This window comes from Azospirillum sp. A26 (assembly GCF_042604635.1).
GTDB lineage: Bacteria > Pseudomonadota > Alphaproteobacteria > Azospirillales > Azospirillaceae > Azospirillum > Azospirillum palustre.
Map to the genome: position 1 here is coordinate 1,046,316 of NZ_CP170474.1, position 24,136 is coordinate 1,070,451.

The 24,136-nt window shown below is 65.9% G+C and carries 20 protein-coding genes; 7 read left to right on the forward strand and 13 right to left on the reverse strand.

Annotated elements, in window-relative coordinates:
* Window positions 1-12: 12 nt before the first annotated feature.
* From ABNQ39_RS28350 to ABNQ39_RS28410, 13 genes are all read right to left on the reverse strand, one after another.
* Window positions 13-690 carry a TetR/AcrR family transcriptional regulator gene (locus tag ABNQ39_RS28350; RefSeq protein WP_376964817.1) on the reverse strand — a complete coding sequence of 226 codons (678 nt, stop codon included), beginning with the start codon at window positions 688-690 and terminating at the stop codon, window positions 13-15.
* Between the two features lie 122 nt (window positions 691-812).
* Entirely contained in the window at window positions 813-1,832 is a 1,020-nt protein-coding gene (locus ABNQ39_RS28355) for a TRAP transporter substrate-binding protein (protein ID WP_376964819.1), read from the reverse strand.
* A 35-nt stretch (window positions 1,833-1,867) separates the two neighbouring features.
* Window positions 1,868-3,148 (reverse strand): TRAP transporter large permease subunit, encoded by a 1,281-nt coding sequence (locus ABNQ39_RS28360; protein WP_376964821.1) that lies wholly within the window; start codon window positions 3,146-3,148, stop codon window positions 1,868-1,870.
* 12 nt (window positions 3,149-3,160) lie between these two features.
* Window positions 3,161-3,790 carry a TRAP transporter small permease gene (locus ABNQ39_RS28365; RefSeq protein WP_376964823.1) on the reverse strand — a complete coding sequence of 210 codons (630 nt, stop codon included), beginning with the start codon at window positions 3,788-3,790 and terminating at the stop codon, window positions 3,161-3,163.
* A gap of 57 nt (window positions 3,791-3,847) precedes the next feature.
* On the reverse strand, window positions 3,848-4,750 hold the full coding sequence (locus ABNQ39_RS28370; protein ID WP_376964825.1) for a shikimate dehydrogenase: 903 nt from the start codon (window positions 4,748-4,750) through the stop codon (window positions 3,848-3,850).
* Entirely contained in the window at window positions 4,747-5,196 is a 450-nt protein-coding gene (gene aroQ / locus ABNQ39_RS28375) for a type II 3-dehydroquinate dehydratase (protein WP_376964827.1), read from the reverse strand. The genes ABNQ39_RS28370 and aroQ overlap by 4 nt, the downstream gene beginning before the upstream one ends.
* A gap of 41 nt (window positions 5,197-5,237) precedes the next feature.
* Window positions 5,238-7,169: a bifunctional sugar phosphate isomerase/epimerase/4-hydroxyphenylpyruvate dioxygenase family protein gene (locus ABNQ39_RS28380; RefSeq protein WP_376964829.1), complete on the reverse strand. Its 1,932-nt coding sequence runs from the start codon at window positions 7,167-7,169 to the stop codon at window positions 5,238-5,240.
* A 353-nt stretch (window positions 7,170-7,522) separates the two neighbouring features.
* Window positions 7,523-7,987: a DUF1348 family protein gene (locus ABNQ39_RS28385; protein WP_376964831.1), complete on the reverse strand. Its 465-nt coding sequence runs from the start codon at window positions 7,985-7,987 to the stop codon at window positions 7,523-7,525.
* A gap of 95 nt (window positions 7,988-8,082) precedes the next feature.
* Entirely contained in the window at window positions 8,083-10,167 is a 2,085-nt protein-coding gene (locus ABNQ39_RS28390; protein ID WP_376964833.1) for a 2Fe-2S iron-sulfur cluster-binding protein, read from the reverse strand.
* Between the two features lie 180 nt (window positions 10,168-10,347).
* Complete coding sequence (locus ABNQ39_RS28395; protein WP_376964835.1) at window positions 10,348-11,247, reverse strand: LysR family transcriptional regulator; 900 nt, start codon at window positions 11,245-11,247, stop codon at window positions 10,348-10,350.
* A gap of 155 nt (window positions 11,248-11,402) precedes the next feature.
* Window positions 11,403-11,645: a hydrogenase maturation nickel metallochaperone HypA gene (locus tag ABNQ39_RS28400; protein ID WP_376964837.1), complete on the reverse strand. Its 243-nt coding sequence runs from the start codon at window positions 11,643-11,645 to the stop codon at window positions 11,403-11,405.
* A 77-nt stretch (window positions 11,646-11,722) separates the two neighbouring features.
* Window positions 11,723-13,894: a formate dehydrogenase subunit alpha gene (gene fdhF / locus ABNQ39_RS28405; RefSeq protein ID WP_376964839.1), complete on the reverse strand. Its 2,172-nt coding sequence runs from the start codon at window positions 13,892-13,894 to the stop codon at window positions 11,723-11,725.
* A gap of 67 nt (window positions 13,895-13,961) precedes the next feature.
* Window positions 13,962-14,507, reverse strand: a complete 546-nt coding sequence (locus ABNQ39_RS28410; RefSeq protein ID WP_376964841.1) for a 4Fe-4S dicluster domain-containing protein — start codon at window positions 14,505-14,507, stop codon at window positions 13,962-13,964.
* Between the two features lie 544 nt (window positions 14,508-15,051).
* Between ABNQ39_RS28410 and ABNQ39_RS28415 the strand changes: the two genes are divergently transcribed.
* From ABNQ39_RS28415 to ABNQ39_RS28445, 7 genes are read left to right on the forward strand one after another with little or no spacing between them, the layout of a single operon-like run.
* On the forward strand, window positions 15,052-15,645 hold the full coding sequence (locus ABNQ39_RS28415; protein ID WP_376964843.1) for a 4Fe-4S dicluster domain-containing protein: 594 nt from the start codon (window positions 15,052-15,054) through the stop codon (window positions 15,643-15,645).
* Entirely contained in the window at window positions 15,642-17,669 is a 2,028-nt protein-coding gene (gene hyfB, locus ABNQ39_RS28420; RefSeq protein ID WP_376964845.1) for a hydrogenase 4 subunit B, read from the forward strand. Before ABNQ39_RS28415 ends, hyfB begins: the two co-directional genes overlap by 4 nt.
* A gap of 12 nt (window positions 17,670-17,681) precedes the next feature.
* A complete protein-coding gene (locus tag ABNQ39_RS28425) occupies window positions 17,682-18,620 on the forward strand; it encodes a respiratory chain complex I subunit 1 family protein (RefSeq protein WP_376964847.1) in 939 nt (312 codons plus the stop codon).
* Between the two features lie 19 nt (window positions 18,621-18,639).
* Window positions 18,640-20,103, forward strand: a complete 1,464-nt coding sequence (locus tag ABNQ39_RS28430; protein ID WP_376964849.1) for a hydrogenase 4 subunit D — start codon at window positions 18,640-18,642, stop codon at window positions 20,101-20,103.
* A gap of 14 nt (window positions 20,104-20,117) precedes the next feature.
* Window positions 20,118-20,771 carry a hydrogenase 4 membrane subunit gene (gene hyfE, locus ABNQ39_RS28435; protein WP_042694840.1) on the forward strand — a complete coding sequence of 218 codons (654 nt, stop codon included), beginning with the start codon at window positions 20,118-20,120 and terminating at the stop codon, window positions 20,769-20,771.
* 5 nt (window positions 20,772-20,776) lie between these two features.
* The gene (locus ABNQ39_RS28440; protein ID WP_376964852.1) at window positions 20,777-22,417 is read left to right on the forward strand and encodes a hydrogenase 4 subunit F; all 1,641 of its coding nucleotides are present in this window, start codon (window positions 20,777-20,779) and stop codon (window positions 22,415-22,417) included.
* Window positions 22,414-24,129 carry an NADH-quinone oxidoreductase subunit C gene (locus tag ABNQ39_RS28445; RefSeq protein WP_376964854.1) on the forward strand — a complete coding sequence of 572 codons (1,716 nt, stop codon included), beginning with the start codon at window positions 22,414-22,416 and terminating at the stop codon, window positions 24,127-24,129. Before ABNQ39_RS28440 ends, ABNQ39_RS28445 begins: the two co-directional genes overlap by 4 nt.
* The last annotated feature ends 7 nt before the right edge of the window (window positions 24,130-24,136 follow it).

Consider the following 24,136-nt stretch of genomic DNA (forward strand, 5'->3'; position numbering starts at 1 on the left):
GGCGAGGTCCGTTCAGGTGCCCGCGGCTTCGGTCTTAAGCAGGCTGACGATGGCGTCGGCGATCATCCGCTTGTGCCGGGTGCGCGTGTCGGTGGCGGCGAGATTCTGATGGAAGATCAGGTTGAAGGTGTGGCGGTTCGACACCCGGAAGAAACAGAAGGCGCTGATCATCAGATGCAGATCGATGGGCTGGATGTCGGCCTTGAACACGCCAGCATCCCGGCCGCGCTCCAGAATCCGGGCCAGTGTGTCGATGACCGTGATGTTCAAATTGGCGATGGCCTTCGACTTCTTCATGTGTTCGGCGCGGTGGATATTCTCGATGCTGACCAGCCTGATGAAATCCTCGTGCTGCTCCTGATAGTCGAAGGTGAAATCGATCAGGGCGCGGATCGCCGCCTCAGGGTCCAGATTCTGGAGGTTCAGCCGGTTCTCGATGGCGCGGATGTCGCCATAGACCTTCTCCAGCACGGCAAGATACAGCTCCTCCTTGCCGCCGAAGTAATAGTAGATCATGCGCTTGGTGGTGCGGGTGCGTGCGGCGATGGCATCGACCCGGCCGCCGCTAAAGCCGAGCGAGGCGAACTCCTCCGTCGCCACCTCAAGGATGTCCTGGCGGGTGCCTTCTGGATCGTTCTTGCGGCTCGGCTTGGCTTTTGGAGTTGTTCCGGTCGCGTCGTCCGCCGTCATGCCCTGTTCCATTTTCATGCGGCGCGGGGAGCGCCTTCAACGGAGGTAATGGACGAACATGATGGAAAGCTCAATGCCGGAGTGGTGGAGCGTGCGGAGACGCTCCACCTTGACCTCATCGGTCAGTTCGAGGCGCGCTTCTTTTCGATGGTGGCATAAGCCTGGGTGACCAGTGCATCGCCGATCTCGGCCTTGTACTTGTCGACCACCGGTTTGACCTTCTCGCGAATCTTGGCGAGTTCGTCGGCCGGCAGTTCGTCGATGATCATGCCCTTGGCCTTCAGCGAGGCCAGCGCATCGGCCTCCTGTTCGCGCGACAGCTTGCGCTGGAAGACGGTGGCTTCGGCGGCAGCGCTCTGGAACAGGGCCTTTTCATCGGAATTCAGCGTGTCCCAGAATTTCTTGGAAATGATCAGCGACTGCGGATTGTAGATGTGCCGCGTGATCGTCATGTATTTCTGGACTTCGTTGAACTTGGTCAGTTCGATGGTCTTGGCCGGATTCTCCTGCCCGTCGACGGTGCCGGTTTCAAGCGCGCTGTAGAGTTCGGGGAAGGCCAGCGGCACCGGGTTGGCGCCCAGCGCCTTGAAGATGTCGATGTAGATCGGCGTCTGGATGACGCGGATCTTCAGGCCGGCGATGTCGGCGGCGGTCTTCACCGGCCGGCGGTTGTTGGTCAGGTTGCGGAAGCCGAGGTCCCAGAAACCGAGCCCGACCAAGCCCTTTTCCGGCAGCTTCGCCATCAGCTGCTCGCCCACCGGGCCGTCCAGCAGGGCGTCGGCCTCCGATGCGCTGTTGAACAGGAAGGGCAGGTCGACCAGCGCGAATTCCTTGGCCTGGGACACCAGGATGCCGGCATTCATCACCGACATCTCGACGATGCCGCCCTGCAGCGCCGACACGGTCTGCACGTCGCCGCCCAGCGTGCCGCCGGGGAACAGCTTCACCTTGATCTTGCCGCCGCTCTTCGCCTCGACGATGTCGGCGAACTTCTGCGCGCCCTGGCCCTGCGGGTGCTCCTTGACGTTCTGGAAGGCGAACTTGACCGAACGGTCCTTGTAGTCCGCGGCGGTGGCGGCACCGGCGAACAGCAGGCCGGGCAGCAGCAGGCCGGCGAGCAGGGATTTCATGCGCGTCTTCATTGGGTTTCCTCCGGGTTTTTTCTTGCGGAATGGGATCAGTGGCTGAGCCAGGCCGCGGGAACCATCACCAGCGACGGGAACATGGTCAGCAGGAAAAGGACGAACAGCTGCACCAGCATGAAGGGCCAAACGCCTTTGATGACGCCCTCCATGCTGACCTTCGACACGCCGCAGACCACGTTCAGCACTGTGCCGACGGGCGGGGTGATCAGGCCGATGGCGTTGTTGATGATGAACAGCACGCCGAAATAGACGGGATCGATGCCGGCCTGCTTGCACACCGGAACCAGGATCGGCGTCAGGATCAGGATGGTCGGCGTCATGTCCATCGCGGTGCCGATCGCCACCACCAGCGCCATCATCGCCAGCAGCAGCAGGGTCTGGTTGCCCATCAGCGGCTCCAGCAGATCGGTCACCATCCCCGGCAGGTTGGCGACGGTGATCAGCCAGGACGACACCAGCGCCGCCGCGACCAGGAACATGACGACGCTGGTCGTCTTCGCCGCCCCCAGCAGGGCCGGGTAGATGTCGGCGACCGACATTTCGCGGTAGACGCAGACGGCGACGAACAGCGAGTAGACGGCGGCGACCACGGCGGCCTCGGTGGGGGTGAAGACACCGAACTTAAGCCCGACGATGATGATCACCGGCAGCATCAGCGCCCACACGCCCTCGCGCAGGATCGCCAGCACCTCGCGCAAGGAGCGGCGCGGCGGCGGCGACAGGTTCTCCTTGCGCGATACGTACCACCAGGCGCCGCACAGGCCGACGGCCAGAAGGATGCCGGGGAAGATGCCGGCCAGGAACAGCTTGGTGACCGAGACGTTGCCGGCCACGCCATAGATGACGAAGCCGATGGACGGCGGGATGATCGGCGCGATGATGGCACTGGCGGAGACCAGACCGGCCGACTGGTTGCGGTCATGGCCGGCCGCCACCATCATCGGCACCAGCAGGGTCGCCAGCGCCGCCGCATCCGCCACCGCGGAGCCGGACAGGCTGGCCATCACCGTCGCCGCCAGGATGGCGACATAGCCGAGCCCGCCGCGGATGTGGCCGACCATCGCCATGGCGAGGTTGACGATGCGCTTGGCGAGCCCGCCGATGTTCATGATCTCGCCGGCCAGCATGAAGAAGGGCACGGCCATCAGGGGAAAGCTGTCGGCACCGTTGATCAAGTTCTGCGCCACGATCTGCGCGTCGAACAGGTCGAGCTGGATCATCAGCGCCACGCCGCACAGCAGCAGCGCATAGGCGATGGGCATACCGATGGCCATGGCGCCCAGCAGGGAGCCGAGGAAGATGGTGATGGTCATGGTCCGGCGTCCTCAGCGGCTGGAGGCGGTGCGGGGGGGAAGTGGCAGATCATCCTGCCGATTGGTTCCCACTTGGTTGGTGGACTGGTGCGTCCGGTGGCCGCCGGTGTGGGCGCCATGGGCGGTGGCCTCCGGCAGATCCTCCGACTCAGAGACCATCACGAGATCGTCGTCGGAGATTTTTCCGGTCAGCAGCAGATACATCTCGTGCAGCAGGATGGCGCCGGTCGACAGGCCGAACACCACGCCGATGCCGTAGAGCAGCCCCATCGACAGGCCCGTGGCCGGTGCCTGCGCGCTCCAATTGATGAGGGTCTGGGTCCAGCTTCCCTGCAGCACCAACCAGGTGACCCATAGCATCAGGCCGCAGCTGAGCACCGCGCAGACCATCTTGCCGGTCCGTGGAAGGCGGGCCACCAGCGTATCGACGCCGAGATGCGCCCGTTCGCGCAGGCCCAGGATGGCGCCGAGGAAGCACATCCAGACAAAGAACAGGCGCGACAACTCCTCCGACACCGTGATGCCGCTGTTGAAGGCGTAGCGCAGCACGACATTGCCGAACACCAGCACCACCATGCCGGCCATGCACAGCGCCATCAGAATCTTGATAAGGGTGAAATAGGCCTCGACCAGCTGTCTCATGCGGTCCTCCCGGTGCCGGCGCTCCGCCGGCTTATCTCTATTCGATTGGGGCCAGTATCATGCGGCGGATCGGCCGGCGTCCATCGACGCGAAATGCGCACGGATGCGTTCGGCATCGGGGGAAACCCCAGTGAACAGCCGGAAGGCGTCCACCGCCTGGAACACCGCCATGCCGCCGCCATCCAGCGTCCGGCAACCGATGGACCGCGCGGCGCGCAGCAGCTCGGTCTCCAGCGGGAAATAGACGATCTCCGCCACCCAAAGCCGCGGGTGCAGCATCTCTGCCGGAAGCGGCAGGCCGGGGAACTTCGCCATGCCGGTCGGCGTGGCATGGATCAGCCCGTCCGCCGCCGCCACGGCGGCGCGCAAGCTCTCCCGGTCGGGGATCGCCATGGCCCGTCCACTGCCGAAGCGCGCGTCGATCTGCTCCGCCAGCAGCGCCGCCCGCGCCGGGTCGGCGTCGAAGATGTCAAGCCGGCCGGTCCCGAGATGGAAGGCGGCATGGGCGACCGCCGCTCCGGCCCCGCCGGCGCCGAGAAGCACCACCCGGTCCATCGGCACGCCGGCCAGCCCGCGACGGAAGCCCTCGGCGAAACCGGAACAGTCGGTGTTGTGGCCGACCCGCCGGCCGTCCTTCAGCACGACGGTGTTGACCGCCCCGATGGCACGGGCATCGTCGGAAAGCTCGTCCAGCAGTGGAATGATCGCCTGCTTGCAAGGGTAGGTGACGTTCAGCCCGGTGTAGCCCATGCGCTCGGCACCCGACAGCAGCTCCGGCAGGGCATCTGGGCCGAGACCGAGGCGGTCGAGGTCGATCAGCCGGTAGATGCAGCGCAGGCCGAGCGCGTCGGCCTCCCGCTCATGCATCGCCGGGGTGCGTGAGGCCTGGATGCCGGCACCGATCAGGCCGACGAGGGTGGAATTGCCGACAGCGGGCGCCGGCCGGGACAGGGCGTTCATTTCGCGGCACTTTCCAGCAGCCGGGCCATGCGCTGGAGCGCCAGCGTGTAGCCCTGGGTGCCGAAGCCGCAGATCACCCCGGCGGCGACGCGCGATACGTAGGAGAAGTGACGGAATTCCTCGCGCCGGTGGATGTTGGAGATGTGGACTTCCAGGATGGGGAAGGCGCAGGCCGACAGCGCATCCATCAGCGACACCGAGGTGTGGCTCAGGCCGGCCGGGTTGATGACCAGCCCGGTCATCGTCTCCCGCGCGTCGTGGATCCAGTCGATCAGCACATGTTCGGCGTTGGATTGCCGGAAATCGACGGCAAGGCCCAGCGTTTCGCCGGTGCGGCGGCAGTCGGCCTCGACATCGGCCAATGTCTCGTGGCCATAGATGTGCGGCTCGCGCTTGCCCAGCAGATTGAGATTCGGTCCGTTGAGGACGAGGATCGGGAGGCTCATGGTGGGGTCGTCTCCAAACAAACGCACTGTTTCGTTCATTTTCAGTCGAGATAAAGTTCGGGCCGGGCGCCTTCGCGCAGTTGGGCCTGCACCGCCATGCGCACGGCGGCGTTCACCGCTCCGAACTGCCGGTAGCCGCCACGGCGCTCCACCACCTCGAAGAAGAAGCGGTCGTCGAAGCTGTCGGTGTAGGCGTGCAGGAACTCGCCCTGCTCGTCGCGGTCATACAGCAGTTCGCGGTCCTTCAGCGTCGCCAGCGTCGCATCGTCCAGCGGGTGCTTGACCGCCAGATCGTCGTAATAGTTGGCGGGGATCGGCAGGAAGGGGGCGCCGGCGGCAAGGCGGTCCGTCACCAGCGCATCGGCATCGGCGGTGGCGAAGGCGACATGGTGGACGCCAGCGCCGGAGGTGGCGCTGACGAAACGGCCGGTGGCGGTCCGCCGGCTTTCCGAGATGTTCAGCGGCAACCGCACGCCCCGGCCGGGCTCAGCATCGGGGCTGACCAGCGCCCGGCTGCGGATCAGACCGTAGGGATCGGGCAATTCCCACAGGCTTTCCGGCACGAAGCCGAAGACCGTGCGATAGAACAGGACGAAGCTGTCCATCCGCCCGAAGGGCAGGGCCTGAGCGATGTGATCGATGCCGAGCAGGGGGGAGCCATGTGGCGGCGGCGGGTTGGAATCCTGTCCAGCCGGCTCTTCCGCGAACAGGTGAAAGTCGTCCTCCCAGATGCTGCGGCGGGCTTCCTTGCCGTCGACCAGATAGATCAGCGTGCCGTCGGGTGCGCGCAGCGCCGGGATTTTGCGTTCGCCGTCGCCGACACGCTCGCGCCACAGGACACAGCGCAGAGCCTCGGCACGGGCAATGGTGCGGGCGGCATCGTCCACCGTGAAGGCCATGGCACAGACCGAGGGGCCGTGCATCTGGAAATGCTCGGATGCCGCGGAATCCTCTTCGCTGTTCAGCACCAGATTGACGCCGCCCTGGCGGTAGAGGTCGACATCCTTGGAGCGGTGGCGCCCGGCATGCCGGAATCCCAGGCTGCCGAGCAAGGCGGACAGCTTGTCGCGTGCAGCCGCATCGACGGCGAATTCGAGGAACTCCACGCCGTGGCAGACCGGCGGCGCCGGCAGGCCCGGACCGAAGCCGGCCTCGGCCTCCACATGGATGAGCGACCGCAAACCGTCGAGGGCGGTCAGGCGGGCAGGGGCGGCGCGGAACTCATCGTTGAAGATTTCCAGCGACAGCGGCCCGCGATAGCCCGATGCCAGCACCGCATCGAGAAAACGCCGGACCGGCAACTGGCCCTGACCGGGGAAATTGCGGAAATGACGGCTCCAGGACAGCACGTCCATCGATAGTGCCGGGGCGTCGGCCAGCTGCACGAAGAAGATTCGGTCGCCAGGCAGGTCAGCGATGCCGGACGGGTCGTCGTTCAGGGCCAGCGTGTGGAAGCTATCGACGATCAGCCCCAGCGCCGGATGGTCGGCGCGCTGCACGATGTCCCAGGCTTGGCGCCACCGGTTGACATGCCGGCCCCAGGCCAGTGCCTCGTAGCCGACGCGCAGGTCCCGGCGCTGCGCCCGCTCCGCCATTTCGGCGAGGTCGGCGGCGGCGCGGGCTGGATCGTCGATGGCGGCGGGCTGGACGTTGGAGCAGACCAGCACGAGGTCGGTGCCCAGTTCCTGCATCACGTCGAACTTGCGTTCTGCGCGGTCGAGGTTGCGGGCACGGATCGGATCCGGCATCGCCTCGAAATCGCGGAATGGCTGGAAGATGGTGATTTCCAGACCCAAGCCCTCGGCGATGCGGCGGACATCGGCCGGCGACCCGTCGAACGTCAGCAGGTCGTTCTCGAAAATCTCGACCCCGTCAAAGCCGATGGCAGCCGCCGCTTCGAGCTTCTCCGGCAGGGTGCCGCTCAGCGAAACGGTGGCAATCGACTTTTTGAAGGTAAAGGCGCTGGACGGCATGGGAGCCCCTTCGGCAGCGGCATGGTTCGTAGACACCAACAAACGTACCAGTTCGTACATTTTGGCGCAAGACGCTTTAATTGCCAATGATCGGTGCATCAAACAATGTCTCTGGCTTGGGCCATGCGACGTCGCATGACGCATGCGTATTTTCCATAACGAAAGTTATGTGTTTTTACTCTTGTAGGTACAATGTCAGAATGTCAGTCCAGCGCAACATAGAAGTGTCAGTGTTCCCTCAGCTTCAAAGCGCTGGCAATAAAATGGCGACGAGGCCGCCACGGTGGACGGCCTCATCGCATCTGGGGTCAGTTGCCTTTCCCTATCGAAGCTCAAGGTCGGAAAGCCCGGTTTCAGAAGCCGAAATGGCTGAGACCGGGATGGTCGTCGGGCCGGCGGCCGAGCGGCCAGTGGAACTTGCGGTCGGCCTCGACGATGGGGTGTTCGTTGATGCTGGCATGCCGGGCGCGCATCAGCCCGTCCTCGGCAAATTCCCAATTCTCGTTGCCGTAAGCGCGATACCATTGGCCGCTGTCGTCGCGGTATTCGTAGGCGTAGCGCACCGCGATGCGGTTTCCGGTGAAGGTCCAGAGTTCCTTGATCAGCCGGTATTCAAGTTCCTTGTTCCATTTGCGGGTGAGAAAGGCTTGGATCTCGGCGCGGCCGGTCGCGAATTCGGCGCGATTGCGCCAGCGGCTGTCCTCGCTATAGGCGAGCGTGACCTTGGCCGGATCGCGGCTGTTCCAGCCATCCTCGGCGAGTCGAACCTTCTCGACGGCGGATTCTGCGGTGAAGGGGGGAAGCGGCGGACGGGACATGGCATGCTCCTTCTTGCGGATGAAACGATACAAACGGTGATGGAAGAGCGTGGCGCGGTGCGATCCGCGCCCGGTTGACGTGCTTGAGGCAAGGCTCACAGGGCAAGCAGGATGCAGTTTTCCTCATCCGGGCCGGTTTCGGCAGGCACGGCACTGCAAATCAGGACCTCGCCGGGGGTGACGCTGGCACCCGGTTCGCGGACATAGGTCACGGCACCCTTCAGCAGCTTGGTCCGGCAGGTTCCGCAGGTGCCTTCCCGGCAACTGTATTCCGGCTCCAGCCCGCGCGCTTCCGCCAACTCCAGCAACGTGCCGGACGCCGGTGTCCAGCGATCCTCCTTCAGCGAGGTCATGAAGGTCACCGGCACCGGCTTGCTCGACGGCAGGGGACGGACCGGCGGGGGTGCGGCCCCGACATCCGCCGTTCGTTGCAAGGACGACGGCCCGAATGCCTCGGCGTGGATCCGCCCGTCGGCGATGTTGCGGCTCCGCAACCCGTCATAGAGCGCCTGCGTGAATGCCGGCGGACCGCACAGGTAGAAATCATAGTCGTCGAACGGCAGGAAGCGGGTCAGCAGGGCCATGTCGATGCGGCCGGTCGCCTCATAATCGACGCCCTCCTTGGCTGTGCCAGGATCGCTGAGCACCCGGATCCACCTGACGGCCCCCTGCCCTGCCGCCCCCTGCGCCGCGTTCACCAGTTCGGCGATCTCCCGGTCGAAAGGACGCTCGGACACCGAACGCGCTGCCTGGATGAGGATGGTCGGCCGCATCCGCTGTTTGCGCAGGCCCTCGTAGACGATGTGGCGCAGCATCGCCAGCAGCGGCGTGATCCCGATGCCGCCGGCCAGCAGGACCGCCGGTCTTGTCCCGTAAGGGTCGATGGTGAAGGCGCCGTCGGGTGCGCGCGCTTCGATGATGTCGCCGGCACGGATGCGGTCGTGCAGATAGCGCGACACCAGCCCTTCCCGCTTGACGCTGATCCGGTAGTGGCCGTTAGACGGCGCGGCCGACAGCGTGTAGGTGCGGATGACCGGCTTGTCCGATCCTGGAACCGTCACGCGGATCGGCAAGTGCTGACCGGCGGCATGGGGAAGAAGGCCCGCTCCATCAGTCGGTTGCAGGTGGAAGGAGCGGATCGCCGGGGTTTCGTCGACGATCTTCGTCACCCGGTACGGGCGCCAGCGCGTCGCCAGCTCGCCGGCCTGCATGCGGGCCGCCGCCTGCGCCCAATCCCCCGTCATCAGTGAACTGGGCGACCAGCCCTCCTTGCGGAACGACCAGCGCAGCGCCAGTGCGCCGGCCCGGCGCAGAATGCGGCGCGGCTTGAAGGTCCACAGCCGCTCGGCTCCCTGGAAGGCCGCAATCTCCGGCGACTCCAGGATCACCTCGGCATCGCCGGTCATTTGCAGCATGTCGCCGCTGCCGTAATCGACGAAGACAAGGCCGGCCTTGCCGTTGAGAACGATGTTCCCGAGGGTCGAGAAGAAGAGGTTGCCGTTGAAGTCGGGCACCGTGAGGGTGCCATCCTCCGCGACACGGACGAAGCCCGCCTTGCCGCCGCGATGGGACACGTCGACCTGACGGCGCTCGGCCCGGTCCGCATAGGTGGCGACGAAGAATGCGTCCGCCTCGCCGATCATGGTCCGCGCCTGTTCGTCCAGCTGCGGCAGGACCTCCACCGCGCCGGTGAACGGTTCTGCCGGATCCCGTGCATAATCGACATCGCGAAGCTGGATGTAGCGCGGGCAATTCCCGAAGCTCTGGTCGACATCGACCCGAAATCCGCTGCCGATGGCGGCGACGATGCCGTTCATGCGGTTGCGGCGCCGGGTGTGCATCTCGATCCCCAGGAGGCCGACGGGATCGCCGTCCCGCATGCCCTCCCCCGCCGGATCGCCGGGATCGGCATGGGCGGCGATGTCGAGCCTCGTCGGCGTCGGCGACGACAGGAAGCCCGGCTTGCCGATGAGGAGCGTGGCCCACGGGTCGCCCGCTGGATCGACGCTGCCCAGCACGATGAAGGGAAGCTGGGCATAGAAGTCGCGATGCTGGTCAGGCATGTGGTCGCGGATCACCCGCTGACCGACAGCCTCCATCCGTTCGGCCACTCCCAGCTTCCGCTGGATGAACGTCTCACCCTCATGCCAGGGCGGCAGTGCTTTCAATGCAGCGGTCATCGTCGGTGTCCCATGCTGGGGAGCGGTCGGACAGGAGCATTCCCGTTCCGCATCACCAGAGTGCGGGATCATCACCGCTGAGAGAATGACCGGACTTCGCAGTTCATTCTTGCATGGACTGAAATAATCGCCTGCCCGCCCCGCTCCTGCGAGCGTTCTTTCACGGGCGGAGCGATGCCGTCAGGCGGCATTCGCCAGTTCGGGAGCGAGACGGCGTGCGTCGGCGATCAGCGCCGCGGTCAGCGGCGGCTGGGGATCGCGCCGGCACACCACAAGGCCGATCAGGGTCGACAGTTCCGGCGCGACGATGGGAATGGCACGGATCGAAGGGGGAAGCAGCAACGAATCCGCCATGATCCGCGGCATGATCGTCGACCACACGCCAGTGCAGAGATGGTTGGTCAGCACGACGATGGAGTTGGATTCGAGCATCGGTTCGGCATGCACCCCCGCTTCGGCGAAGGCGCGGTCGATGATCCGCCGGTTCTGCATGGTGCTGTTCAGCAGGCAGAGCGGCAGGGTCGCCGCCTCTTCCCAGGTCACGCTGTCGCGCGTGCCGAACGGGCTGTCCGCCGAGGTGATCAGGTGGTAGCGCTCGTGATAGAGCGGCACCTCGTCGACATTGCCGAGCGGTTCGTTGTCGAGATAGGTGATCCCGGCCTCCGCCTCCAGATTTTCCAGCTTGGACAGGATTTCGGTGGAGCTGTGGGACGCGATGGTGATCTTGATGCCGGGATGCATCGACCAGACGGTGGCGGTCAGCCGCTGGACCATCGGCAGCGCCGTCGGCACCACCACCAGCCGCAGCGTGCCGGTCAGCCCCTGCTTCATCGTCTCGACATCGGCGCGCATCGCCTTGTAGTCGCCGACGATGCGCCGCGCCCACTCCAGCACCCGTTCCCCTTCCGGCGTGAAGCCGATGAAGCGTGCGCCGCGGTCGACCAGCGGCACGCCCATGGTCGATTCCAGCTGCTTGATCGCGGCGGACAGATTGGGCTGCGACACCCCGCAGACCTGTGCCGCACGGCCGAAATGCTTTTCCGTCGCCAGCGCGATCAGAAATTCGAGTTTTTCCTGCATGCCGGGTCTCCTCCCACCACGTCTTGCGCAGCGTGGATCGGGAACGTATCGATCACGACCCGAGCAACAATATTGATCCGAATCACGTGTTCAGGTCTCGGCGCCGGCTGCCGCAGCGGCAATGCGACGCATCATAGGCACGCAAAGCATCACCCTCACGACACCTCCATCTCGACGAGCCGGAATGCCTCGTCCGACGGACGGTCGATCCGCAGATCGGCCCCCTCCAGGAAGGTGTCGCGGCTGAGCAGGTCGAAGGCATGACGCAGGGCATCGGGCTGCACCCGGCTGGCGCAACCGACCGACACAGTGACGCGCACCACCCGGTCGAAGGGATTGGCCTCGCGCGCCCTCATCGCCTGTTCAAGCAAGGATTGGCACAGAGCGATCTCGTGCATGGGCTGGGTCTTTCGCAGAACGGGCCAACTCTCCTCTCCCCAAGGGGAAAGGAGAGTCGGGTGCAATCCCGCCACGGTCACACGTAGGCGGGCGCCTTCTTCGTCGCACCGGTCACCGCATTGCTGAGGCCGCCCTTCAGCTTCGCGTATTCCTGCTGGACGTAATTTTCCGCCCAGACCTGATCGGCAATCGCCTCGACCCGGACTGCGGCGTATTTGTATTCCGGCGTCTTGGCGATGGGATCGACGGCGTGGATGGTCAGCTCGTTGCAAGCGCCGATCCACCACTGGTAGGTCATATAGACGGCCCCCTTGTTGGTGCGGTCGGTGACGCTGGCGCGGCTGATCACCTTGCCGCGGCGCGACGACACCCAGACCAGCTCCTGGTCGCGGATGCCCAACGCCTTGGCGTCCTTCGGGTTGATGGTGACATAGCCCGGCTCGTCGGCCAGCGTCTGAAGGGCAGCGCAGTTGCCGGTCATCGAGCGGCAGGAGTAATGGCCGACCTCGCGCACGGTGCAGAGGATCAACGGGAACTCCTCGGTCAGCTGGTCCCGCGGCGGACGCCATTCGGTGGCGAACAGCAGGCCCTTGCCGCCCGGCCGTTGGAAGACGTTGCCCTCGTACAGATACTTGGAACCTGCCGAGTCGATGTCGCGGCACGGCCACGGCACTGCACCCAACCCCTCCATCTTCTCGTAGGTGGCGCCGTAGAAGATCGGGCAAAGCTCGCGCAGCTCGTCCCAGATCTGCCTGGTGTTGTCGTAATGCATGGGATAGCCCATCGCCGTGGCGAGCAGGCTGATGATCTCCCAGTCGTGCTTGACGTCGCCCTTGGCGTCCACCGCCTTGGTGAAGCGCTGGAAGCTGCGGTCGGCGGCGCTGAACACGCCCTCATGCTCGCCCCAGGAGGTGGCTGGCAGGATCAGGTCGGCGAACATCGCCGTCTTGGTCATGAAGATGTCCTGGACGATGACGAACTCCATCGCCTCGAAGCCCTTGCGCACCTGCGCCAGATCCGGCTCGGTCTGCGCCGGATCCTCGCCCATAACATACATCGCCTTCAGCTTGCCGGTCTCCGCCAGATGCGGCACGTCGGTCAGGCGATAGCCGATCTGGTCGGGCAGCGACGGGACGCCCCAGGCCTTGGCGAACTTCTCGCGGATCTCCGGGTCGGTGACCTTCTGGTAGCCGGGGAACTCGGTCGGCAGCACACCCATGTCGCAGCTGCCCTGCACATTGTTCTGGCCGCGCACCGGGCCGACGCCGACATTCGGGCGGCCGAGATTGCCGGTCAGCAGCGCCAACCCCGACAGCCCCTTCACCACATCGACGCCCTGGCCCCACTGAGTGACGCCCATGCCCCACAGGATGGTGGCGGAGGGGGCGGCGGCATAGATGCGCATCGCCTCGCGGATGTCTTCGGCCGGCAGGCCGGTGATCGCCTCGGCATATTCCGGGGTGTATTTGTCGACGATCTTCCTGTACTCGTCGAAGCCCTCGGTGTGACGGGCGACATACTCCTTGTTGTAGAGCCCTTCATTGATCAGGACATTGGCGAAGGCATTGACCAGCGCCATGTTGGAGCCATTGTTCAGCGGCAGCCACAGATCGGCCAGACGCGCCGTCTCGATCTTGCGCGGGTCGCAGACGATGATCCTGGCGCCGCGCTCCTTGGCCTTGATGATGCGTTTAGCGATCACCGGATGGCTGTCGGCGACGTTGTAGCCGAAGACCAGGACGCATTTGGTATGCTCGATCTCGGGGATCGAGTTGCTCATGGCGCCGTTGCCCAGCGTCACCTGCAATCCGGCGACCGACGGGCCGTGGCAGACGCGCGCGCAGTTGTCGACATTGTTGGTGCCGAGAACCGCGCGGGTGAATTTCTGCATCACATAGTTGGTCTCGTTGCCGGTGCCGCGCGACGAGCCGGTGGTCATGATCGAGTCGGGACCGTATTTGGCCTTGATCTCGCCCAGCTTCTTGGCCGCGTACTGGATCGCCTCATCCCACGACACCGCCTCGAAGGCAGCATCGCGGCTGCGGCGCAGCATCGGGTTGCGCAGCCGGGGCGTCAGGATCTTGGTGTCGTTGATGAAGTCGTAGCCGAAATAGCCCTTGAGGCAGAGTTCTCCTTCATTGGTGACGCCGTTCAAGGGTTCGGCACCGACGACCTTCCCGCCCTCGACCAGCAGATTCAGTTTGCAACCCGTACCGCAATACGGGCAGACCGCCATATGCTTTTCCATCTCGACCTCGGTGTTCGCTCGATTGTGCCGGCTGTACGTCAGCCGCGGTGATGGGGGGTGATGGGAATCAGGCCGCGACTTCGGCGGCTTCCAGGGCGGCGCGCTCGCGCCGGCGGCGCAGGGTCTCGTCCATCGCCTCCCGGTCCATCAGGGTCAGGGCGCTGGTCGGACAGACCGAAACGCAGGCCGGGCCGGCGTCGCCACGCTCGATGCACAGGTCGCATTTGTGCGCCTGCGCCTTGACGCCCAGGCTGAGCGTCATGCCGGCGAATTGCCGGACCGCCGGCACCGTCACCACGTCCATCACCCCGAACGGGCAGGCCAGCACGCAGTTCTTGCAGCCCAGACAGCGTTCCTGTTCCACCTGCACGCTGTGCTGGCGGTAGACGATGGCGTTGTTCGGGCAGGCGTTGACGCAGGGCGCGTCCTCGCAATGGTGGCACATCACCGCGGTGCTGACATCGGCCGTCTTCACCATGCGGATGCGCGGCCTGAAGCTGTCCGGCGCCAGTCCTTCGACGCCGGCCCCGTCGGAATGGGCAAGCGCACAGGCGACCTCGCATGTGCGGCAACCGATGCACTTGCTCGGGTTGGCAGTGACGAATCTGTTCATTCCCGTCGTCCTTGTTGGCAGCCGGAGGGGGCCGTCGAGCGGCCCCGCCCCGGCATCGCTTCACTGTTCCCTGGCGTTGCGCGCCGGTTGGCCGCGTTGGGCACCGGTGGCTTCACGTCCGATTGAAATCGCTTATCGCCCGATCTTTAAAAGTAATCGACGCCGATAAGCCGATCCTATCGAGTATATTCTGTTCCTTATCGGAGTTTCCGGGACGCTATTTGACAGTCAATACGCCATCATGGCCCCGGTCTTTGTGTCGCGCACCTTATACCCACTTTTTTTATGTGTCTAGTTGACATCGCGTCACCCACGGGAATAGCGTGGCGAAGTCAACGGCGATCCAAAACAAGACCGCCTGCCCGACAAAAATTCGCAACAGCTGGCTCCCCTTCTGCCACACCGCCTGCAACAACAGGCGGCGGGGAGGTGCGCGCGAGCCAATACTGTCTTCTTATTGGTCGATCAGGTTTTTTTATCGGGCCTTCCCAAAGATCCGATCGGCCGATTCGACGCACCCGCCCGGGAAGCCGGAGGTTTGGACATGAATCGCTTCGTTATCGCGGAACCGAGAAAATGCATCGGGTGCAACACCTGCATGGCGGCCTGCACCGAGGCACACAAGAAACAGGGGCTGCAAGCGCATCCCCGGCTGACCGTCATGCGGACCGGCGACGACACCGGCCCGGTCCTCTGCCACCAGTGCGAGGACGCGCCCTGTGCCCGCGTCTGTCCGGTCGACGCCATCACCTTCGGGGCCGATGCCATCCTGCTGAATGAGCAGACCTGCATCGGCTGCAAGATGTGCGCGTTGGCCTGCCCCTTCGGCGCCATCACGCCAAGCGGCACCGGCATCGCCGGGGTCGCCGGCATCGCCGTCGCGACCCCCAGCCACTCGGCGGCACTCGATCCGCTGCTGGCCTGGGACATCGGCGTGCGCAGCGTGGCGGTGAAATGCGACCTCTGCGCCTTTTCCGGCGACGGCCCGGCCTGCGTGCGCGTGTGCCCGACCGCCGCCCTTTACGCGGCAGACGCCTATGCCACCCGCCAGGCTGCCGCCGTCAAGCGCACGCTGGCCGCGGCGGCACCGGTCAGTCCTGAAACGCCGCTCGCCTCCCTGGAGGGGCTGGACCCATGATTCCACTCTCCCTGCTCATCATGTCGCTGCTGCTGTCCTGCGGCGGTGCCATCCTCTGCCTCCTCCTGAAGCATCGGGAGGGGGACATCCGTCTTGGCGGCAGTGGTATCGGCGTCGCCGCGGCCATCGCCGGGCTGGCTTCGGGGCTGACGGCCATCGGTGCGGGCCAGCCGGCCGTGCTCGACGCCGCCGGCCCCTACCCCTTCGCCCATTTCGTCCTGCGGCTCGATCCGCTGGCCGGCCTGATGATCGCGGTCATCTCGCTCCTGTCGCTGGTCGCCTGGATCTACGGCTTCGCCTATGTGCGCGAATATGCCGGGCGCGGCGTCGGGGCGATGGGCTTCTTCATGAACGCCTTCATCGCCTCGATGATGCTGGTGGTGGCGGCCGACAACGGTTTCTGGTTCCTCATCTTCTTCGAGATGATGTCGCTGGCCTCCTATTTCCTGGTCATCTTCGACCAGGATGACGAGGCGGTGGACGCCGGCTTCCTCTATTTCCTGGTCGCCCATGGCGGTTCGGTGCTGATCATGGCCGCCTTCTTCCTGATGGCGAACCAAGCCGGCAGCTTCGATTTCGCCGCCTTCCGCGCCCATCCACTGCCGGCCCCGCTGGACAGCGTCGCCTTCCTGCTGGCCTTCGCCGGTTTCGGCGCCAAGGCCGGCATGATCCCGCTGCACATCTGGCTGCCGCGCGCCCATCCGGCAGCCCCCTCGCACGCCTCGGCGCTGATGTCGGGCGTGATGATCAAGATCGGCGTCTTCGGCATCGTCAAGGTCGGCATCGACCTGCTGGGCGCCAGCGCCGGGCCGGCGATGCTGGGCTGGGGCCTGCTGGTGCTGGCCTTCGGCGCGGTGTCGTCGGTGCTGGGCGTGGTCTATGCCCTGGCCGAGCACGACATCAAGAAGCTGCTCGCCTACCACTCGGTCGAGAATATCGGCATCATCCTGCTGGGCGTCGGCACCGGCATGATCGGCATGGCGCTGCACCAGCCGGTGCTGGCGGTGCTGGGGCTGATGGCCGGCCTCTATCACCTGCTGAACCATGCGGTGTTCAAGGGGCTGCTGTTCCTCGGCGCCGGTTCCGCCATCTTCCGCATGCACACCAAGGACATGGAGGAGATGGGCGGGCTGGCCCGCACCATGCCCTGGACCGCCCTGTCCTTCCTGGTCGGCGCGCTGGCCATCTCGGCGATCCCGCCGCTGAACGGCTTCGTGTCGGAATGGTACACCTACCACGCGCTGTTCGCCGCGGCGCTGGACGGCACCCCGCTGGTGAAGTTCGCCGCCCCTATCGCCGCCGTCATGCTGGCGCTGACCGGCGCGCTGGCGGTGATGTGCTTCGTCAAGGCCTACGGCATCATGTTCGCCGGGGCGCCGCGCAGCCATCATGCGGAGGAGGCGCGCGAGGCGCCGGCCGCGATGGTCGCCGGCATGGCGGTGCTGGCCGTCGCCTGCGTGGCGCTCGGCCTGCTGGCTCCGCTGGTGGCGCCGGTGATGGGCCGCATCGCGGCGGCGACCATCGGCACCGCTCCGGTCACCCTGGCGGTCGGCACCACCCTGCTGCCGGGCGACGCCCAGCAGGCGACGCTCTCCACCCCGCTGATCGCCATCCTGCTGATCGCCATGGCCTTCCTGCCCATCGCGCTGAAGGCCGCCTTCGCAGGCCGCCGCGGCGGTGACCGCAAGGTGGCGGCACCCTGGGCGGCCGGCTATCTGCCGGACCATCACATGTCCGCCAGCGCCGGCAGCTTCGCCCAGCCGATCCGCATGTTCTTCGCCCCACTCTACACCATGCGCCGCGCGATTGCCGGGCGCTGGACCGGCGTCGCCCACGGCTTCGAGCGGGTGGTCACGCTGGCGCGGCGCACCGAACCGCTGGCCGACCGCAGCGTCATCGCCCCGATCGCCGGCGCCGTCGATGCCAGCGGCAAGTGGCTGCAAATCATCCAGGCCGGCGATTTCCGCATCTACTGCCTCTACATCGTCGCGGCGCTGATTGCGCTGCTGGCGCTGGCCGTCTGACGGGAGGACGCCATGCTGACCTTCTCACACCTGATCCTGGGGCTGTTCCAGGCGCTCCTCCTGTTCGCCGCGGCACCGCTGGTTTCCGGCCTGTCGCGCATGGTCCGGGCGAAGCTGCACACCCGCCACGGGCCGGGCCTGCTACAGGACTATCGCGACATCGCCAAGCTGCTGACCCGCCAGGATTTGACCCCGCCGGACAGCGGCTTCGCCTTCCGCGCGATGCCGGCGGTGATGCTGACGACGGTGCTGGTCATCGCCATGGGCATCCCGATGCTGACCCGCTTCACGCCGGTGGCGCCCATCGGCGACCTGATCACGGTCATCTATCTGTTCGCGCTCGCCCGCTTCTTCTTCTCGCTGTCCGGCATCGACAGCGGCAGCTCCTTCTCCGGCATCGGCGGCAGCCGCGAACTGACCATGGGCGTTCTGGTCGAACCGGTGATGATGCTGTCGCTGTTCGTCGCGGCCCTGCTGGCCGGCTCGACCAACCTCGGCGCCATCGGCAGCGCCATCGCCGACGGCCATGTGCGGTCGGTCACCGCCACCATCGTCGCCGCCCTGTCCTTCGCCTATGCCATCTATATCGAGCTGGGCAAGCTGCCCTACGACATGGCGGAAGCCGAGCAGGAGTTGCAGGAAGGCCCGCTGACCGAATATTCCGGCCCGTCGCTGGCGCTGATCAAGTGGGCGATGGCGCTGAAGCAGACGGTGGTCGTCGCCTGGTTCGTCGGCGTCTTCCTGCCCTTCGGCAGCGCGCCCGAGATGACTTTCTTCGGGCTGCTGTTCGGGCTGGTCGCCTTCGCCATCAAGCTGGTCCTGATCTTCGCCGCGGCCGGTGTGGTCGAGAACAGCGTCGCGCGCGTCCGCTTCCGCCTGACCCCCCAGCACAGCTGGGTCGGGGTCGGCGCCGCCTCGCTCGCCTTCGTCTTCTATCTGGTCGGCCTGTGAGCCGGCGAGGGGCAGCATCATGATAACACTCCCCACGGAACCGCTCGGGCTGCTGGCGCTGGCCGCCATCCTCGTCCCCTTCGGCGGTGCGGCGGCGATTGCGGCATCGGAGCGGGCATCGGCCAAATGGCTGTGCCAGGGCTTTGCCGCGGCCACCGTCGCGGTGATCGCCATCCTCGCGATGTCGCTGCTCGGCGACGGCAAGGTCGGCGGCACCTTCGAGCTGATCTCCTTCGGATCGGTCTCGATCCTCGGGCTGGTGGTGGACAGCGTCAGCGTGCTGATCGCGCTGGCGGTGATTTCCATCGGCCTCCTGGTGGCGATTTATTCCGCCGCCTATCTGAACGCCGGCAACCGCGAGCATCCCGACATCGGCCGGCGGCGCTACTATGCCTTCCTGCTGGTGTTCATTGGCGCCATGACCGGGCTGGTCTTCAGCTCCACCGTCGTCGGCCAGCTCGCCTTCTTCGAGCTGACGGGCGCCTGCTCCTGGGCCCTGATCGGCTATTACGAATCGCCCAAGGCATTGCGCTCGGCGGCCAAGGCGCTGCTGGTCACCCATGTCGCCTCGCTCGGCCTCTATGTCGCGGCGGCGCTGCTGTTCCTGTCGACCGGCACCTTCGCGCTGACCGCCATCGCCGATCTGGCGCCGGGGATGAAGGCGGTCGTGCTGCTGGCGATCCTGGTCGCCGCCTGGGGCAAGTCGGCCCAGCTGCCCTTCCACATGTGGCTGCCCGACGCGATGGAGGCGCCGACCCCGGTCAGCGCCTACCTGCATGCGGCATCCATGGTGAAGGTCGGCGTCTACATCTTCGCCCGCGGGCTGATGTCGTCGGGCGGCGCGCCGGAGATCGTCGGCTGGGTCGGCTCGATTATGGCGGTGCTGACGCTGGTCTACGGCTTCTTCATGTATCTGCCGCAGGTCGATCTGAAGCGCCTGCTCGCCTATTCGACCATCACACAGCTGGCCTACATCCTGCTGGCGCTGTCGCTGTCGGTCTTCGGCTCCGACCTCGCCTTCAAGGGCGCCATCGCCCACATCTTCAACCACGCCTTCGCCAAGACGCTGTTCTTCCTGGTCGCCGGCGCGCTGAGCTACACTGCCGGCACCCGGCTGCTGCCGTCGCTGCGCGGCATCGTCACCAAATCGCCGTTGCTGGGCGTCACCTTCGTCTGCGCCGCCCTGGCGATCACCGGCGTGCCGCCCTTCAACGGCTTCTTCAGCAAGTTCGCCATCTTCGCCGGCGGGTTCGAGGTCGGCGCGCATCATTGGGCGCTGATGCTGCTGGTCGTCATCGCGCTGGCGGAATCGGTCGGCTCCTTCGCCTGGTTCCTGAAATGGCTGGGCCATTCGGTGCCCGGCAAGCCTTCCGCCACGATGGCCGCGGCGGCGCCGCTGCCGGCCGGCATGAAGTTCGTGCTGGTGGCCCTGGTGGCGATGACATTGGTCTCAAGCTCCATCGCCGCCTCGTGGCTCGGTTGAGGGAGGGAACGGTCATGAACGGATTTCTCATTGTCAACGGCCTGTCGGGCCTGCTGATCGTCAGCTCCCTTCTGGTCACGCTCGCCGGCAACCCGGCCAACTCCGCCCGCTTCTACGCGCTGCAAAGCTTCATCCTGGTGATGCTGTTCGTGGCGCTGGCGGGGGCCACCGGGTCGGGCGAGCTGTATCTCTGGTCCTTCACCGCGCTGCTGACCAAGGTGATCCTGGTCCCGGCGATCATGTACCGCGCCTTCCGCCGGTTGAGCGATCCGGCCATCGGCACGGGTGCGGTGATGCCGACGGCGCTGTCCATCGTCGGTGCTGCGGTCGCCCTCATTCTCTGCTTCGTCGTGGCGTCCAAGGTGACGCTGCCGGCGGCGGATGCCATCAAGCCGGCGCTGGCGGTATCGCTCGCCCTGTTCTTCATCGGGCTCGCCTGCATCGTGGCGCAGCGGAACATCCTGAAACAGGTGTTCGGCTATTGCCTGATGGAGAACGGGTCGCACCTGACCCTGGCCCTGTTGGCCCCCAACGCGCCGGAGCTGGTGGAGATCGGCATCGCCACCGACGCCATCTTCGCGGTGGTGGTGATGGCGGCGCTGGGATCGCGGATCTTCGACACGCTGCACACGCTCGATGCGCGCCAGCTCACGAGCCTGAAGGGATGACCGCCATGGTACCCTCGATCCTTCCCCCACTTCTGCTGATCGGTCCGCTGGCGGTGGCGCTGTTCCTGCTGACCCTGCCCTGGTTCCGGGAATCGTTGCCCGAAGCCTTCGCGACCGATCGGGACAGCGTGGCGCTGCTGGAGCGCATCCATCTGGGCTCCATCGGCTATGTCTTCCTGCTGAGCATCGCGGCCCTGATCCAGGTGCTGTCGAACGGCGCCATCTCCGCCTTCGGCGACTGGCTGTTCGTCGATGCGCTCGGTGCCGTCTTCATGATGCTGATCGGCGTGGTCGGGCTGATGACCGGCCTCTATTCCATCGCCTACATCCGCCACGACCTGGAGTCCGGCGCCATCGACGCCGGCAAGGTCCGCATCTACTACGGCTTCTTCAGTCTGTTCCTGTTCACCATGCTGCTGGCGGTCACCGCCAACAACATCATCATGATGTGGGCGGCCATCGAGGCGACGACGCTGGGTTCCGCCTTCCTGGTCGGGCTCTACGGGCAGAAATCCTCGCTGGAAGCGGCGTGGAAATACGTCATCATCTGCACGGTCGGCGTCGCCTTCGGCCTCTACGGCACGGTGCTGGTCTTCTCCAACGCCGCCGACGTTCTGGCCGACCCGCATCAGGCGGTGCTGTGGACGGCCCTGGTCGGCCATGCGGCGGAACTGGACCCGATGCTGGTCAAGCTGGCCTTCGTCTTCGCCCTGATCGGCTTCGGCACCAAGGCCGGCATCTTCCCGATGCATGCCTGGCTGCCCGACGCCCATTCCGAGGCGCCGAGCCCGGTGTCGGGCCTGCTGTCGGGCGTGCTGCTGAAATGCGCACTGCTGATCGTCATCCGCTTCTACGTCATCACCGTCGGCACGGTGGGCACCGGCTTCCCGCAGATGTTGCTGCTGACGCTGGGCCTGCTGTCGGTCGGCGTCTCGTCGCTGCTGTTCTTCGTGCAGCAGGATCTGAAGCGCAAGCTGGCCTATTCCAGCATCGAGAATGTCGGGCTGATCGTCGTGGCGCTCGGCGTCGGCGGGCCGCTCGGCATTGCCGCAGCCCTGCTGCACGCCATCAACCACAGCGTCACCAAGGCCCTGTTCTTTTGCAGCGCCGGCAACGTCCTGATGAAATACGGCACCCGCGACCTGCGGGCGGTGAAGGGCGTGCTGCGGGTGGCCCCTGCCACCGGCCTGTTGATGATGGGCTGCGCGCTGGCGCTGGCCGGCTTCCCGCCCTTCAACATCTTCGTCAGCGAATTCATGGTCTTCATGGCCGGGCTGAACGAGGGCTATGGCTGGATCATGGCGCTGTGTGCGCTGTTCCTGTGCATCACCATCGCCGGTCTGGTGAAGATCGTCGCCGACAGCGTGCTGGGCAAGAGCCCGGAGACGATGGCCAAGGGTGACGTCGGCTGGAAGGCGCTCGCCCCGCTGGGCGTGCTGGCGGTGCTGGTGCTGACGCTGGGCTTCGCCGTGCCGCAGCCGCTGTCCACTCTGGTGCAGCAGGCGACCGCGGTGGTGATGAACGGTGACAGCCGCCCGGTGGTGGCCGCCCCCTGGCAAAAATACGACAGGCAGACATACGACACGGCCCGCGCCGGCGGGCAACTGGTGACCGGCAGCCTCTCGCAGACGGAGATTTCCAAATGAACCTCATCACTCCGGACCGGGTCGGGAGCGGCACCATCGCCTCCCTGCGCGAGAGCCTGCCCCACGCGATCCTCGATGAATCCTGGCAGACGGAGTCCCAGGTCACCATCACGGTCAAGCCGGTGTCGCTGCCCGACATCGTCGCCAGCCTCTATTACGACCACAATGGCTGGCTGTCGGTGGTCGTCGGCAACGACGAACGGCCGCTGAACGGCGGCTACGCCGTCTATTATGTCCTGTCCATGGAGGGCGGCGACAAATGCCATGTGGTGGTGCGCTGCGAGGTGCCGGCCGACACGCTGGAATACCCGTCCGTCACCCCCAGGGTACCCGCCTGCGTCTGGGGCGAGCGCGAGGTGCGCGACATGTTCGGCCTGCGCCCGGTCGGGCTGCCGGACGAACGCCGCCTCGTCCTGCCCGATGACTGGCCGGACGAACTTTATCCCCTGCGCAAGGATTCGATGGACTACCGGCTGCGCCCGGCGCCGACCAGCGACGACGAGACCTACCAGTTCATCAACGAGGCCAAGCAGGAGACCCGCGTCGTCCCGCTGGGTCCGCTGCACATCACCTCCGACGAGCCCGGCCATTTCCGCCTGTTCGTCGACGGCGAGGACATCATCGACGCCGATTACCGCATGTTCTACGTCCACCGCGGCATGGAGAAGGTGGCCGAGACGCGGATGGGCTACAATGACGTCACCTTCCTGGCCGACCGCGTCTGCGGCATCTGCGGCTACGCCCACAGCGTCGCCTATGCCAGTTCGGTGGAGAACGCGCTGGGCATCAAGGTGCCGCCGCGGGCGCAGGCTATCCGCTCCATCCTGCTGGAGACGGAGCGGATGCACAGCCATCTGCTGAATCTCGGCCTCGTCTGCCATTTCATCGGCTTCGACACCGGCTTCATGCAGTTCTTCCGCGTGCGCGAGAAGGCGATGACGCTGGCCGAGCTGCTGACCGGCGCGCGCAAGACCTATGCGCTGAACCTGATCGGCGGCGTGCGCCGCGACATCCTGGGCGACCAGCAGGCAAAGACCCGCGAACTGGTGGCCGAACTGCGCGACGACGTGACCCGGCTGGTCGATGTGCTGCTGTCCACCGCCAACGTCAGCGGCCGCGTCAAGGGCGTCGGCCGGCTCGACCCGCAGATCGCCCGCGACTACAGCCCGGTCGGGCCGGTGGTGCGCGGCAGCGGCCACCGCCGCGACACCCGCGCCGACCATGCCTTCGCCGGCTACAAGCTGCTCGACATGCCGGTCCATGTCGAACAGGGCTGCGACGTGCTGTCCCGCACGCTGGTGCGGGTGGCGGAGTTCTTCGACAGCCTGTGGATCATCGAGAAGCTGCTGGACAACGCCCCGGCCGGCCCGGTGCTGACCGAGGATTTCACCTATGTCCCGCACAAGTTCGCGCTGGGCTTCACCGAGGCGCCGCGCGGCGAGGACATCCACTGGTCGATGACCGGCGACAACCAGAAGCTCTACCGCTGGCGCTGCCGCGCCTCGACCTACAACAACTGGCCGGTGCTGCGCTACATGCTGCGCGGCAATACGGTGTCGGACGCCCCGCTGATCGTGGGCAGCATCGACCCCTGCTATTCCTGCACCGACCGCGTGACCGTGGTGGACGTCCGCAAGAAGCGCTCCAAGACCATCGCCTACAAAGAGATGGAGCGCTACTGCCGCGAACGCACGGATTCACCGCTGAAGTGAGGGGGGG

What these genes read in the sequence shown, in the direction of transcription:
- ABNQ39_RS28380 (WP_376964829.1), bottom strand. Translation starts at nt 7,169, where the DNA reads ATGCCGTCCAGCGCCTTTACCTTCAAAAAGTCGATTGCCACCGTTTCG.
- ABNQ39_RS28410 (WP_376964841.1), bottom strand. Translation starts at nt 14,507, where the DNA reads ATGAACAGATTCGTCACTGCCAACCCGAGCAAGTGCATCGGTTGCCGC.
- ABNQ39_RS28400 (WP_376964837.1), bottom strand. Translation starts at nt 11,645, where the DNA reads ATGCACGAGATCGCTCTGTGCCAATCCTTGCTTGAACAGGCGATGAGG.
- ABNQ39_RS28385 (WP_376964831.1), bottom strand. Translation starts at nt 7,987, where the DNA reads ATGTCCCGTCCGCCGCTTCCCCCCTTCACCGCAGAATCCGCCGTCGAG.
- aroQ (WP_376964827.1), bottom strand. Translation starts at nt 5,196, where the DNA reads ATGAGCCTCCCGATCCTCGTCCTCAACGGACCGAATCTCAATCTGCTG.
- hyfB (WP_376964845.1), top strand. Translation starts at nt 15,642, where the DNA reads ATGATTCCACTCTCCCTGCTCATCATGTCGCTGCTGCTGTCCTGCGGC.
- ABNQ39_RS28415 (WP_376964843.1), top strand. Translation starts at nt 15,052, where the DNA reads ATGAATCGCTTCGTTATCGCGGAACCGAGAAAATGCATCGGGTGCAAC.
- ABNQ39_RS28390 (WP_376964833.1), bottom strand. Translation starts at nt 10,167, where the DNA reads ATGACCGCTGCATTGAAAGCACTGCCGCCCTGGCATGAGGGTGAGACG.
- ABNQ39_RS28445 (WP_376964854.1), top strand. Translation starts at nt 22,414, where the DNA reads ATGAACCTCATCACTCCGGACCGGGTCGGGAGCGGCACCATCGCCTCC.
- ABNQ39_RS28365 (WP_376964823.1), bottom strand. Translation starts at nt 3,790, where the DNA reads ATGAGACAGCTGGTCGAGGCCTATTTCACCCTTATCAAGATTCTGATG.
- ABNQ39_RS28395 (WP_376964835.1), bottom strand. Translation starts at nt 11,247, where the DNA reads ATGCAGGAAAAACTCGAATTTCTGATCGCGCTGGCGACGGAAAAGCAT.
- ABNQ39_RS28430 (WP_376964849.1), top strand. Translation starts at nt 18,640, where the DNA reads ATGATAACACTCCCCACGGAACCGCTCGGGCTGCTGGCGCTGGCCGCC.
- ABNQ39_RS28350 (WP_376964817.1), bottom strand. Translation starts at nt 690, where the DNA reads ATGACGGCGGACGACGCGACCGGAACAACTCCAAAAGCCAAGCCGAGC.
- hyfE (WP_042694840.1), top strand. Translation starts at nt 20,118, where the DNA reads ATGAACGGATTTCTCATTGTCAACGGCCTGTCGGGCCTGCTGATCGTC.
- ABNQ39_RS28370 (WP_376964825.1), bottom strand. Translation starts at nt 4,750, where the DNA reads ATGAACGCCCTGTCCCGGCCGGCGCCCGCTGTCGGCAATTCCACCCTC.
- ABNQ39_RS28440 (WP_376964852.1), top strand. Translation starts at nt 20,777, where the DNA reads ATGGTACCCTCGATCCTTCCCCCACTTCTGCTGATCGGTCCGCTGGCG.
- ABNQ39_RS28355 (WP_376964819.1), bottom strand. Translation starts at nt 1,832, where the DNA reads ATGAAGACGCGCATGAAATCCCTGCTCGCCGGCCTGCTGCTGCCCGGC.
- ABNQ39_RS28425 (WP_376964847.1), top strand. Translation starts at nt 17,682, where the DNA reads ATGCTGACCTTCTCACACCTGATCCTGGGGCTGTTCCAGGCGCTCCTC.
- fdhF (WP_376964839.1), bottom strand. Translation starts at nt 13,894, where the DNA reads ATGGAAAAGCATATGGCGGTCTGCCCGTATTGCGGTACGGGTTGCAAA.
- ABNQ39_RS28360 (WP_376964821.1), bottom strand. Translation starts at nt 3,148, where the DNA reads ATGACCATCACCATCTTCCTCGGCTCCCTGCTGGGCGCCATGGCCATC.